General features: G+C 61.9%; 12 protein-coding genes. 9 read left to right on the top strand and 3 right to left on the bottom strand.

The window, feature by feature from the left end; translation table 11 throughout:
- Window positions 1–140: 140 nt before the first annotated feature.
- The 8 genes from IF189_RS20515 to IF189_RS20480 all read left to right on the top strand — a co-directional run bounded on the left by IF189_RS20515 (window position 141) and on the right by IF189_RS20480 (window position 9,122).
- On the top strand, window positions 141–959 hold the full coding sequence (locus IF189_RS20515; protein ID WP_134827746.1) for an SDR family oxidoreductase: 819 nt from the start codon (window positions 141–143) through the stop codon (window positions 957–959).
- A gap of 143 nt (window positions 960–1,102) precedes the next feature.
- Complete coding sequence (locus tag IF189_RS20510; RefSeq protein ID WP_134827745.1) at window positions 1,103–2,107, top strand: substrate-binding domain-containing protein; 1,005 nt, start codon at window positions 1,103–1,105, stop codon at window positions 2,105–2,107.
- Window positions 2,108–2,163: 56 nt separating this feature from the next.
- Window positions 2,164–3,705: an L-arabinose ABC transporter ATP-binding protein AraG gene (gene araG / locus IF189_RS20505; protein WP_085710917.1), complete on the top strand. Its 1,542-nt coding sequence runs from the start codon at window positions 2,164–2,166 to the stop codon at window positions 3,703–3,705.
- 12 nt (window positions 3,706–3,717) lie between these two features.
- Window positions 3,718–4,686 (top strand): L-arabinose ABC transporter permease AraH, encoded by a 969-nt coding sequence (gene araH / locus IF189_RS20500; protein WP_085697229.1) that lies wholly within the window; start codon window positions 3,718–3,720, stop codon window positions 4,684–4,686.
- 118 nt (window positions 4,687–4,804) lie between these two features.
- Complete coding sequence (locus IF189_RS20495) at window positions 4,805–5,518, top strand: GntR family transcriptional regulator (RefSeq protein ID WP_114884724.1); 714 nt, start codon at window positions 4,805–4,807, stop codon at window positions 5,516–5,518.
- The gene (locus IF189_RS20490) at window positions 5,515–6,513 is read left to right on the top strand and encodes an ADP-ribosylglycohydrolase family protein (protein ID WP_134827743.1); all 999 of its coding nucleotides are present in this window, start codon (window positions 5,515–5,517) and stop codon (window positions 6,511–6,513) included. The genes IF189_RS20495 and IF189_RS20490 overlap by 4 nt, the downstream gene beginning before the upstream one ends.
- A gap of 220 nt (window positions 6,514–6,733) precedes the next feature.
- Window positions 6,734–8,200, top strand: coding sequence for a purine-cytosine permease family protein (locus tag IF189_RS20485; RefSeq protein ID WP_134827742.1), 1,467 nt, complete (start codon window positions 6,734–6,736; stop codon window positions 8,198–8,200).
- On the top strand, window positions 8,193–9,122 hold the full coding sequence (locus IF189_RS20480; protein ID WP_134827741.1) for a PfkB family carbohydrate kinase: 930 nt from the start codon (window positions 8,193–8,195) through the stop codon (window positions 9,120–9,122). Before IF189_RS20485 ends, IF189_RS20480 begins: the two co-directional genes overlap by 8 nt.
- Here the strand turns inward: IF189_RS20480 and IF189_RS20475 are convergent.
- The 3 genes from IF189_RS20475 to IF189_RS20465 form a co-directional block, all read right to left on the bottom strand.
- A complete protein-coding gene (locus IF189_RS20475; RefSeq protein ID WP_134827740.1) occupies window positions 9,116–9,454 on the bottom strand; it encodes a hypothetical protein in 339 nt (112 codons plus the stop codon). The genes IF189_RS20480 and IF189_RS20475 overlap by 7 nt on opposite strands.
- A gap of 82 nt (window positions 9,455–9,536) precedes the next feature.
- Window positions 9,537–10,733, bottom strand: a complete 1,197-nt coding sequence (locus IF189_RS20470; RefSeq protein WP_134827739.1) for an MFS transporter — start codon at window positions 10,731–10,733, stop codon at window positions 9,537–9,539.
- A gap of 111 nt (window positions 10,734–10,844) precedes the next feature.
- Window positions 10,845–11,492: an HD domain-containing protein gene (locus tag IF189_RS20465; protein WP_192552180.1), complete on the bottom strand. Its 648-nt coding sequence runs from the start codon at window positions 11,490–11,492 to the stop codon at window positions 10,845–10,847.
- 111 nt (window positions 11,493–11,603) lie between these two features.
- Here IF189_RS20465 and IF189_RS20460 point away from each other — a divergent pair, with 111 nt between their 5' ends.
- Window positions 11,604–12,086 carry a GNAT family N-acetyltransferase gene (locus IF189_RS20460; RefSeq protein ID WP_039770630.1) on the top strand — a complete coding sequence of 161 codons (483 nt, stop codon included), beginning with the start codon at window positions 11,604–11,606 and terminating at the stop codon, window positions 12,084–12,086.
- Window positions 12,087–12,184: the final 98 nt, after the last annotated feature.

Raw genomic sequence — 12,184 nt, 5'->3', positions numbered from 1 at the left:
ATCGCACTCCCCAGCGGAGTCAGCGTCCCGCAACGGCTCGATGCCGTCAGCGGCGCTTGCCTGTTTCGTTCAAAAGCCTTCCAGACCGGACATCGTCAGATGCCCGGTTTTTTTATGCTTTCGAACAGGAGTCCTGATTCATGGCTGAACCTCTGTCCCTGCCACCGGTACCCGAGCCACCCAAAGGCGAGCGTCTGAAAAACAAGGTTGTGTTGCTGACCGGCGCCGCTCAAGGCATCGGTGAAGCGATCGTTGCGACCTTCGCCTCGCAGCAGGCCAAATTGGTGATCAGCGATATCCAGGCTGAAAAAGTCGAGAAAGTCGCCGCCCACTGGCGCGATCAGGGCGCCGATGTACAAGCAATCAAGGCCGACGTATCGCGCCAGCAGGATCTGCACGCCATGGCCAAACTGGCGATCGAACTGCACGGGCGCATCGACGTACTGGTCAACTGCGCCGGGGTCAACGTCTTCCGCGATCCGCTGCAAATGACCGAAGAAGACTGGCACCGCTGCTTTGCCATCGACCTCGACGGCGCCTGGTATGGCTGCAAAGCCGTGTTGCCGCAGATGATCGAACAGGGTACCGGCAGCATCATCAACATTGCCTCGACCCATTCCACGAACATCATTCCCGGTTGTTTCCCTTACCCGGTGGCCAAGCACGGCCTGCTCGGTCTGACCCGCGCGCTGGGTATCGAGTACGCGCCGAAGGGCATTCGCGTCAACGCAATCGCCCCGGGCTACATCGAAACCCAGCTCAACGTCGATTACTGGAACGGCTTCGCCGACCCGCATGCCGAACGTCAGCGCGCCTTCGATCTACATCCACCGAAACGCATCGGTCAGCCGATCGAAGTGGCGATGACCGCCGTGTTCCTGGCCAGCGATGAAGCGCCGTTCATCAACGCCTCGTGCATCACCATCGATGGTGGTCGCTCGGTGATGTACCACGACTGAAAAAGCGGATTGCAGGTGGCAAGGTCCGCCTGAAATCCAATCATCATACGATATGACTATTGTCGTCATGATTTGCGGGAAACGCTTCGACCGCTTCAACGCTTTTCAAATAACGCTCAAGAAAAATAACAAGGAGTCTGCTTATGAAACGTCGTTTCGGGATTCGTACCCTGTGCAGTGCCGCGCTGGCGGTCACTGCGTTCAGCCTGAGCGGTTCGCTGCTGGCCGCCGATCCGGTGAAGATCGGTTTCCTGGTCAAGCAGGCTGAAGAGCCGTGGTTCCAGACCGAATGGGCCTTCGCCGAGAAAGCTGCCAAGGACAAAGGCTTCGAGCTGATCAAGATCGCCGTGCCGGACGGCGAGAAAACCCTCTCGGCCATCGACAGCCTTGCGGCCAACGGTGCCAAGGGTTTCGTGATTTGCCCACCGGACGTGTCCCTCGGCCCGGCCATCATGGCCAAGGCCAAACTCAATGACCTGAAAGTGATTGCCGTGGACGACCGTTTCGTTGACGCCAACGGCAAGTTCATGGAAGAGGTGCCGTACCTCGGCATGGCCGCGTTCGAAGTCGGCCAGAAGCAGGGCGCCGCCATGGCCGCCGAGGCGAAAAAGCGTAACTGGGACTGGAAAGACACCTACGCGGTGGTCAACACCTACAACGAACTCGACACCGGCAAGAAGCGCACCGACGGCTCGATGAAGGCGCTCGAAGATGCCGGCCTGCCGAAAGAGCACATCCTGACCGCCGCCCTGAAAACCCTCGACGTACCGGGCAGCATGGACGCCACCAACTCGGCGCTGGTCAAGCTGCCGGGCGCGGCGAAGAACCTGATCATCGGCGGCATGAACGACAACACCGTGCTGGGCGGCGTGCGCGCTACCGAAGCTGCAGGGTTTGCCGCGGCCAACGTGATCGGCATCGGCATCAACGGCACCGACGCCATCGGTGAGCTGAAAAAGCCCAACAGCGGCTTCTACGGTTCGATGCTGCCGAGCCCGCACATCGAGGGCTACAACACCGCCAGCATGATGTACGAGTGGGTCACTACCGGCAAAGAGCCGCCGAAGTACACCGCGATGGACGACGTCACCCTGATCACCCGCGACAACTTCAAGCAAGAGCTGGAAAAGATCGGCCTGTGGAACTGACGGCAGCGTCGGCCCGGGCAGCCGGGCCGCTTGAACGGTGTGATGAGGTGGCTTAAATGCACGCGCAAGTACAGACACAACAACACGGTGCCGGCAGCCTGCGTTTCAAAGGGATCGGCAAGACCTTTCCCGGCGTGAAGGCGCTGGACGGCATCAGTTTCGTCGCTCACCCCGGGCAGGTTCACGCCTTGATGGGCGAGAACGGCGCCGGCAAATCGACCCTGCTGAAAATCCTCGGCGGCGCCTACATTCCGAGCAGCGGCGAACTGCAGATCGGCGAGCGAACGATGGCCTTCAAGTCCACCGCCGACAGCATCGGCAGCGGCGTGGCGGTGATTCACCAGGAGCTGCATCTGGTGCCGGAAATGACCGTGGCCGAGAACCTGTTTCTCGGCCACCTGCCGGCCAGCTTCGGCCTGATCAATCGCGGCGCATTGCGTCAGCAAGCTCTGGCCTGCCTCAAGGGTCTGGCCGATGAAATCGACCCGCAGACCAAAGTCGGGCGCCTGTCCCTCGGCCAGCGGCAACTGGTGGAAATCGCCAAGGCGTTGTCCCGTGGCGCCCATGTGATCGCTTTCGATGAACCGACCAGCAGCCTCTCGGCGCGGGAAATCGACCGCTTGATGGCGATCATCGGCCGGTTGCGCGACGAGGGCAAAGTCGTGCTCTACGTCTCCCATCGCATGGAAGAAGTGTTCCGCATCTGCGACGCGGTGACGGTGTTCAAGGACGGTCGCTACGTGCGCACGTTCGATGACATGAGTCAGCTGACCCACGATCAACTGGTGACCTGCATGGTCGGGCGCGACATTCAGGACATCTACGACTATCGCGGTCGCCCGCGTGGTGCCGTGGCGCTGAGAGTCGATGGATTGCTCGGCCCGGGCCTGCGTGAGCCGATCAGTTTCGATGCGCACAAAGGCGAGATTCTGGGCCTGTTCGGGCTGGTCGGGGCCGGACGCACCGAGCTGTTTCGGTTGCTCAGCGGCCTGGAGCGCAATACCGCCGGACGCCTGGAATTGCGCGGTCATGAACTGAAGCTGCGCTCGCCCCGGGATGCGATCGCCGCCGGGATTCTGCTGTGCCCGGAGGATCGCAAGAAGGAAGGCATCATTCCGCTCGCCAGCGTCGCCGAGAACATCAACATCAGTGCGCGCGGCGCCAATTCCGGGCTCGGTTGCCTGCTGCGCGGGATGTGGGAAAAGGGCAACGCCGACAAACAGATCAAGGCCCTGAAAGTGAAAACCCCACACGCCGGGCAGCAGATCAAGTTCCTCTCTGGCGGCAATCAGCAGAAGGCGATTCTCGGCCGCTGGCTGTCGATGCCGATGAAAGTGCTGCTGCTCGACGAGCCGACCCGAGGCATCGACATCGGCGCCAAGGCCGAGATCTACCAGATCATCCATAACCTCGCCGCCGATGGCATTTCGGTGATCGTGGTGTCCAGCGATCTGATGGAGGTGATGGGCATTTCCGACCGCATTCTGGTGCTGTGCGAGGGCGCCCTGCGTGGCGAAGTCAGCCGCGACCAGGCCAACGAATCCAACCTGCTGCAACTGGCTTTGCCGCGCCATCGCGCCAGCGGCGCGGCGAACTGAGAGGTGACTATGATGACAACCCAAAACGAAACCCTGCCGACCGCGCGCAAACCTCTGGATATGCGGCGCTTCCTCGATGACTGGGTCATGTTGCTGGCGGCGGTCGGGATCTTTCTCGCCTGTACCTTGCTGATCGACAACTTCCTGTCGCCGCTGAACATGCGTGGTTTGGGCCTGGCGATTTCCACCACCGGCATCGCCGCGTGCACCATGTTGTATTGCCTGGCGTCGGGGCATTTCGACTTGTCGGTGGGTTCGGTGATTGCCTGCGCCGGGGTGGTCGCGGCGGTGGTGATGCGCGACACCAACAGCGTGTTTCTCGGCGTCAGCGCGGCGCTGGTGATGGGCCTGATCGTCGGGCTGATTAACGGCATCGTGATTGCCAAGTTGCGGGTCAATGCGCTGATCACGACGCTGGCGACCATGCAGATCGTCCGTGGCCTGGCCTACATTTTTGCCAACGGCAAAGCGGTGGGCGTATCGCAGGAATCGTTTTTCGTGTTCGGCAACGGCCAGTTGTTCGGCGTGCCGGTGCCGATCCTGATCACCATCGTCTGCTTCCTGTTTTTCGGCTGGCTGCTGAACTACACGACCTACGGGCGCAACACCATGGCCATTGGCGGCAACCAGGAGGCGGCGTTGCTCGCGGGTGTAAATGTCGATCGCACGAAGATCATTATCTTCGCCGTGCATGGGGTGATCGGTGCCTTGGCCGGGGTGATTCTGGCGTCGCGGATGACTTCCGGGCAGCCGATGATCGGGCAGGGGTTTGAGCTGACGGTGATTTCGGCTTGCGTGCTGGGCGGGGTTTCGTTGAGCGGCGGGATCGGGATGATCCGGCATGTGATTGCCGGGGTGCTGATTCTGGCGATTATCGAGAATGCGATGAACCTGAAGAATATCGACACGTTTTATCAGTATGTGATTCGGGGTTCGATTCTGCTGCTGGCTGTGGTGATCGACCGTCTGAAACAGCGCTGAGATCAATATTCTGCTGACCCTCTCCTTTGGGAGAGGGTGCCACCAATACCGCGCCTTTTGTCACCTTTCCCAAAAATTACCTTGCTCGTCCCAACCCGTTTCGGGTATCACTTTGTACATGATTAGACAGGTACGATTTGACAAGAAACAACGGGTGGTCGACGAGCTCGTCCGACGCATCGAAAGCGGCCTCATGGAGGACGGCTTTCTGTTGCCCGGCGAGCATCAGTTGGCTCAGGAATTCAACGTCAGCCGTGGCACGTTGCGCGAAGCGCTGGCCGAACTGAAACGGCGCAATTACATCGCCACGCAAAGCGGGGTCGGTTCCATCGTCACTTTCGACGGTGTGGTGCTCGATCAGCGCAGCGGCTGGGCCCAGGCCCTGGCTGACAGCGGGGCGCTGATCAACACCGAAGTGCTGCGCTTGGAAGCCGTGACCCGGCCCGATCTGCTGCCGCGTTTCGGCACCGACCAATTCATTACTCTCGATCGTCGCCGCCGCTCCAACGACGGCACGCTGGTGTCCCTCGAACGTTCATTGATGCCCGCCACCGGAGGCCTGGAAAGCCTGCCGCGCGTGGGCCTGATCGATAATTCGCTGACCGTCACCCTGGCGGCCTACGGCTACATCGGTGAGCGCGGCGATCAGTGGATCGGTGCCGAGCCGCTCAACGCAGTGGACGCCGAGCTGCTCGGCCGTCCCGAAGGCACGGTGTTCCTCAAAGCACTGCGCACCACTTACGACCGGCAAAACCGCTTCATGGAGCTGGTCGAAAGCCTGCTCGACCCGGTGCATTTCCGTCTGCACCTGCAATTTGGAGAATCGAAATGACCGCCCTCGACCGTGCCCTGGGCGCGTTTTATGGCCTGGCCCTCGGCGACGCGCTGGGCATGCCGACGCAATCCCTGAACCGCGAAACCATCAAGCAACGCTTCGGCCAGATCACCGATCTGCAAGATGCCGGCCCCTTGCAACCGATTGCCGCGAACATGCCCAAGGGCTCGATCACCGATGACACCGAACAGGCGATTCTGGTCGGCGAGTTGCTGGTCGCAGGCAAGGGCCGGATCGAGCCGGCGGTACTCGCGCAACGGCTGATCGAATGGGAAGCCGAGATGCAGGCCAAGGGTTCGCAGGACTTGCTCGGCCCGTCGACCAAACGTGCGATCGAAATGATCCTCGCCGGCCATTCGCCGGAAGAGGCCGGGCGCTACGGCACCACCAACGGTGCGGCGATGCGCATCACCCCGGTAGGGATTGCGGCGGATGTTGCCGACCCCGAGCGGTTTATCGCGGCGGTGGTGCAAGCCTGTCAGGTCACTCACAACACCACGTTGGGGATTTCCAGCGCGGCGGCGGTGGCGGCGGTGGTTTCGGCCGGCATCAACGGCCTGGATCTGGGCGAGGCGCTGAATCTCGGCCAGCAGATCGCTCAGCAAGCGGAAGCGCACGGGCACTGGGTGGCCGGCGGGCGTATCGCCTCGCGGATCAGTTGGGCACGCAGCATCAGTGTCGAGAGTGACCCGGTGTTGCTCGCGGATCTGCTGTACGACGTGATCGGCACCTCGGTGGCGTCGCAGGAATCGGTGGTGGTGTCGTTCGCCCTCGCGCAGCAAGTCGCGGTGGGTGAAATGACGCCGTTCGATGCGCTGTGCATGGCCGCCAGTCTCGGTGGCGACACTGACACCATCGCGGCGATTCTCGGCGCCATGCTCGGGGCCTGCCTGGGCCTTGAGAGCTGGCCGGCGGCGATGATTGAAACCGTCAAAACCGTCAATGATCTGGAGATGGAGCCATTGGTGCAAGGGCTATTGGCCTTGCGCTGATTGAACTGACGCCTTCGCTGGCAAGCCAGCTCCCACAGGGATGGTGCAGTCTCAAGGTTCACTTCGAACCTGTGGGAGTTGGCTTGCCAGCGATGGGCGCACCACAAGTCTTGAATATTCACTCGCAATGGATCGCGCAGACAGGCCCAGGAAGGGCGGGATGTCTTGTCGTTCTGCGTCATTGCCACAACCACAATAAAGGCAAACAGGAGCATTTTTCATGAGTTCATCGAACGTCGGGCAAAGCGCCGGGCAACTGGAAACCCGGGGCATCGAACCGGTGCCGGAAGGCGAGTGCAACGGTCATCCGCTGCAACTGTTCTGGGTCTGGTTTGCGGCCAACATTTCCATCCTCGGCCTGCCGCTGGGCGCCACGCTGGTTGCGTTTCGCGGCCTGGCGATCTGGCAGGCGATCATCGTCGCGATCCTCGGTGCTGCCGGCTCGTTCGCGGTGGTGGGGATCATCTCGATTGCCGGCCGTCGCGGTCGTGCGCCGAGCCTGACCCTGTCACGGGCAATCTTCGGTGTGCGCGGCAATATCGGCCCGACGCTGGTGTCGCTGATGTCGCGCCTGGGCTGGGAAACCGTCAACACCACCACGGCGGCGTTCGTGTTGCTGTCGTTGTGCTCGATCCTGTTCGGCTCGCCGGTGGAAGCCAAAAGCGCACCGGTGCTGACCCTGATCTTCATCGCGATTTTCGTGCTGCTGACCCTGTCGGTGTCCGGCCTCGGCCACGCCACGTTGCTGGTGATCCAGAAGTGGGCGACCTACGTGTTCGGCGCGCTGAACATTCTGGTGGGCGGCTTCCTTTGCGCAACCATCGACTGGAGCGCGGTGTTCAACGCCACTCCGGCGCCGATGAGCGCGATGATCATTGGTATCGGCACCATGGCGGCCGGCACCGGGATCGGCTGGGCCAACGCCGGCGCCGACATGTCGCGTTATCAGCATCGCAGCGTCAAGGCTGTGCGGCTGGTCGCGTCGGCGGCGTTCGGAGCGGGGATTCCGCTGGTGCTGCTGATCACCCTCGGCGGCCTGTTGTCGGTGGGCAACAACGACCTGGCCTCGGCGACTGACCCGATCGTGGCGATCCGCGACATGCTGCCGACCTGGATGGCCGTACCGTACTTGATCACCGCATTCGGTGGCCTGCTGCTGTCGAACAACCTGTCGGTGTACTCCGCCGGGCTGACCACGCTGACCCTCGGCCTGAAGGTCAAACGCGTGTACGCGGTGGTGGTCGACATCGTCGCGATCTTCGCCGGTTCGATCTATTTCATGCTGATCGCCGACAGTTTCTACGGCCCATTCATCACCTTTATTTCCCTGCTGGCGGTGCCGATCACCGCGTGGGTCGGGATCTTCGTGGTCGACCTGATTCACCGTCACTACTACAGCCCCAAAGACCTGCTCGATGTCAGCCCGAGCAGCGCCTACTGGTACAGCGGCGGCATCGAGTGGCGCGCGTTCGGCGCGTGGGCGATTGCCATCGTGCTGGGCTTCAGCTTCACCACCATCGGCACCACCGCCGAGAACGTCTGGTTCAAGGGCTTCCTGTCCGATTCCTGGCTAGGCCATAACGGCCTCGGCTGGATCGTGACCTTTGTGGTGGCCGGCGGCATTTACTTCGTACTCGGCGGGGCGAAAGACCGCCGCGCTGCGCAAACCGAGAATGCTCATGCCTAAGATGTTGCACACCGGCCAGGTCATCATCGACCTGGTCATGGCCGTGGATGCGCTGCCGCAAATCGGTGGCGACGTGCTGGCGCAGTCCGCCAGTTTTGAAGCCGGCGGCGGTTTCAATGTGATGGCTGCCGCCGCGCGTAACGGTTTGCCGGTGGTCTATCTGGGTCGCCACGGCAACGGTCGTTTCGGTGATCTGGCACGACAGGCGATGAACGCCGAAGGCATCCGCATCGGCATCGAACAGCCAGCAGAACGTGACACCGGGATTTGCGTGGCACTGACCGATGCCTCGGCCGAGCGCAGTTTCATTTCCTACATTGGTGCCGAAGGTGAAGTCACTAATGCGGAACTGAACAGTGTTGCTGCCGAGGCGGGGGACTACGTCTACGTCAGCGGCTACAGCCTGTTGCACAGCGGCAAGGCCCAAGCGTTGCTGGACTGGACGCTGGCGCTGCCGAAGATGATCAACGTGGTGTTCGATCCGGGCCCGCTGGTGGAATCACCGGACTCACCGATGATGCAGGCGCTGCTGCCGCGCATCGACGTGTGGACCAGCAACAGTGTCGAGGCGCTGCGTTTCACCGGCGCAGCGGACATCGAAACGGCGCTGGATCGCTTGGCCGTGCACCTGCCGCAGGAGGTGCTGATGGTGGTGCGCGACGGCCCGCAAGGCTGCTGGATTCATCAGCACGGCGAACGCCAGCATGTGCCGGGCTTCAAGGTGCAGGCCGTGGACAGCAACGGCGCCGGCGATGCCCATGCCGGTGTGTTTGTCGCCGGGCTGGCGCAAGGTCTGGCGGCTGATGAAGCCGCGAGGCGCGCCAACGCCGCCGCTGCGTTGGCCGTCACTCGCTGGGGGCCGGCGACCGCGCCGGGCTCTGACGAAGTCGATGCGCTGATCCGCGAATCTTCCGCCTACTGACCGGTGCCTTCGGAACCCGAGCCTCCGGTGGTGGTTTTCGAACCGATGCCGGAGCCCGAGTTGTCGGGGGTAGTGGGAGAATCCGGCGTGTTCATTCCGCCCTGACGGCCGGGGTCATTGCCCTGGGTGCGCGGATCGGTTCCGGTGGCCGGCGGCTGATTGATCAGCGGAACGCCGGAGCCATCGGTATTCATGCCCGGCGCGCTGTTGATCGCAGGCGCGCGCGGTGGCGTGACCGGGTCGGTGGGGCCGGTGCCCGTGGCAGTCGCGGCGAACGCCACGGGAGAGAGCAGGGCGGCAAAAACGAGAGCAGTCAACCTTGACGAGATCATGGTGTGTCTCCAGTGATTGGAATCCTTACCTGATCTTGGTCTGCCCTCGTGCGGCATAGGTGCCGATTGAATGACGAACGGTTCAGTTCGTCAGTGCGCTTTCCACCCTGAGTCGTCGCCAGAGCAGACGGCCGACAGTGATCGACCAGTTCAACGCCGCCACCGCCAGCACCGTCAGCAACAGCGTCGTCATGCCGTGTTCGACGATGATTTTTCCGGCCAGCAGCGGGAAGCCGAATACACCGATGAAATAAGAAAGACTGAACAGCAACAATGCCTGGGATGTGGTGCCGGCCGGCGCCTCGTTGGCGGCGAGTCCATTGATTACCGAGTAGGTGAGGCCGTAACCGACACCGAGCATCACTGCCGCCAGCAGATAGCTGAAACCGCTCTGCACGCCGAACGCAAACAGCACGATCGAGCCCAGCATCAATCCCGAAAGTAGACACGACGCCCACAGCGGATCGAGCTTTACCACGTAGCCTGCAATCAACATCCGGCTGCTGATGGCGGCGCTCATGAAGCCCAGGAAGAACAGCGAATAATCCAGCGAACGGGCGGCGGCATAGCTGGTCTGGAAGCTCGACAGCCCGCCGAACACGCAACCGCCGAGGCCGACCATGATGATCGGAAACACGGCTCGTGAACCGAGCACCTGAGCAGTCGCCTGCCAGCTGATTTTTGCCGCTGACGCGGCTTGTGTACTTTTCAGGCGGGTACCGAGACGCCAGAACAGCAGCACGCCGATCAGGCTCGCCACCGCCGCCAGATAGAACGCCGACGTCACCGGCAAACCCAGCGCACTCGCCGCACGCCCGAGCAGCGGGCCGCTGCCGATCCCGGTCATCATGCTGCCGGACAGCAGCGCAAAGTATTTCGCCCGCTGTGCCGGGCTCACCAGACTGGCGACGATGATCGGCCCCAGCGTATAAAAAACGCCCCAGCCCAATCCAAGCAGCAAACCGAAAAACAGCAACAGATGGCCGAACCCCGGCGTCATCGCAAACCCTAGACTCGCCGCCACCAGCAACAGCCCGAACAGCGCAATCGAACGCGCCGCACCCAGCCAGTCGGACAGGTGCCCGGACACCAGCACCGCAACGAAGGTGCTGAGCATCGCCGCACTGATCACGCTGCCGGCATCGTGCTCGTTGCCGCCGCGAGAACCGATCAGCAGCGAGAGCAAAAACGTCGCGCCATAAGACAGCGACAACAGATAACTGGCGAGGCAGAACAGGCCGAACAGTTTGCCCGGGACCTGGGGTGTTGCTTGAGGCATGACGCGGTTCCTTGACCGGAAAAATTGAGCGTCATCTATCTAACACGTCGCGCCCGTGGTTTAGGTCTGAGCTTGGCGATCTCAGGATCGTGAATGACCGGAGTAACGCCTTCAGGCGACGCCGATCTCTTCCTTGAATTGCTCCATGAAACCTTTCAGGCGCTGATGACGGAGCTGTGCCAGACGTTGACCGGCAGCGGTCTGGAAACCGTCGGCAAGGTGCAGAAGTTTGGTCTGGAAATGATCGAGGCAGAATCGCTTGTCGTCGTAGTCCCTTTCCCGGGCTTCGGGATCGTGTGGGTCGTACAACGCGCTGCCCATGCGTCCGGCAGTGTAGAAAGTGCGGGCGACGCCGAGCATGCCGAGGGAGTCTAGACGGTCGGCGTCCTGCATCAGTCGGGCTTCGACGGTGAGCGGGGTCATGTTCGCGGAAAAACTGTGGGCTTCGATAGCGTGGATGACGGCGCTGATTTTGGCTTCGGGCCAGTTCAGGTTTGCCAGCACCTTTGACGCCTTTTCCGCCGCCAGACGCGATGCCTGTGAACGCAGGGGCGAGTTTTTTTCCACGGCCACGCAATCGTGCAGCAACACCGCTGCCAGAAGGACTTCAAGATCGCCGCCTTCCTCGGCCTGCAAGGTGCGCGCGTTGTGCCAGACCCGCTGCAGGTGCGAAAGATCGTGAGCGCCGTCCTCCGACGGTTCCAGTGCGTGGGGCAGCAGTTCGGCGGCGAGTGGGGCTAGCGGTTCGAATGCGTTCATGAATATCCTTCAGAGTCATCGGCGGCGTTAGCCTAATCTGTGGATTGCCATGTGACGAGCGCCGCGCGCCACCTTAGTATGGCGTTTTCCTTTTTCCGACAAGGCCCGTCCATGACGATCGAAATCCGCCCGGCGACCCCCAGCGATGCTCCGCAAATCCTCGCGTTCATCACTGAACTTGCAGACTTCGAAAAGGCCCGTCACGAAGTCATCGCCAGCGTCGCCGACATCGAGCGCAGCCTGTTCAGCGAAGGCGCCACCGCCCACGGCCTGATCTGCCTGCGCGACGGTTTGCCGATCGGTTTCGCGGTGTTCTTCTTCAGCTATTCGACCTGGCTGGGCAGCAACTGCCTGTACCTCGAAGACCTCTACATCACTCCCGAGCAACGGGGCGGCGGCGCCGGCAAAACCCTGCTGCGCCACCTTGCGAAAATCGCCTGCGCCAACGACTGCGGCCGCTTCGAATGGAGCGTGCTGGACTGGAACACCCCGGCCATCGAGTTCTACAAATCCCTCGGCGCCCAGCCGCAGGAGGAGTGGGTGAGGTATCGCATGGATGGCAAGGTATTGCGCGAGTTTGCCGAGGGCAACTGAGCCGCGCCAGGACTACCGCAGCCCGAGACGGTTCCTGCAGGGAAAGTGAATTTCTCTGAAGACGCTGTTACGGCCTGCGGTATTTTTTTGTTTATGTC

Origin of the sequence: Pseudomonas sp. IzPS59 (genome assembly GCF_014863505.1) — a bacterium.
GTDB classification, from domain to species: domain Bacteria; phylum Pseudomonadota; class Gammaproteobacteria; order Pseudomonadales; family Pseudomonadaceae; genus Aquipseudomonas; species Aquipseudomonas kribbensis.
The sequence above is the reverse complement of the archived record's forward strand: the minus strand, read 5'-3'. Positions and strand labels throughout refer to the sequence as shown.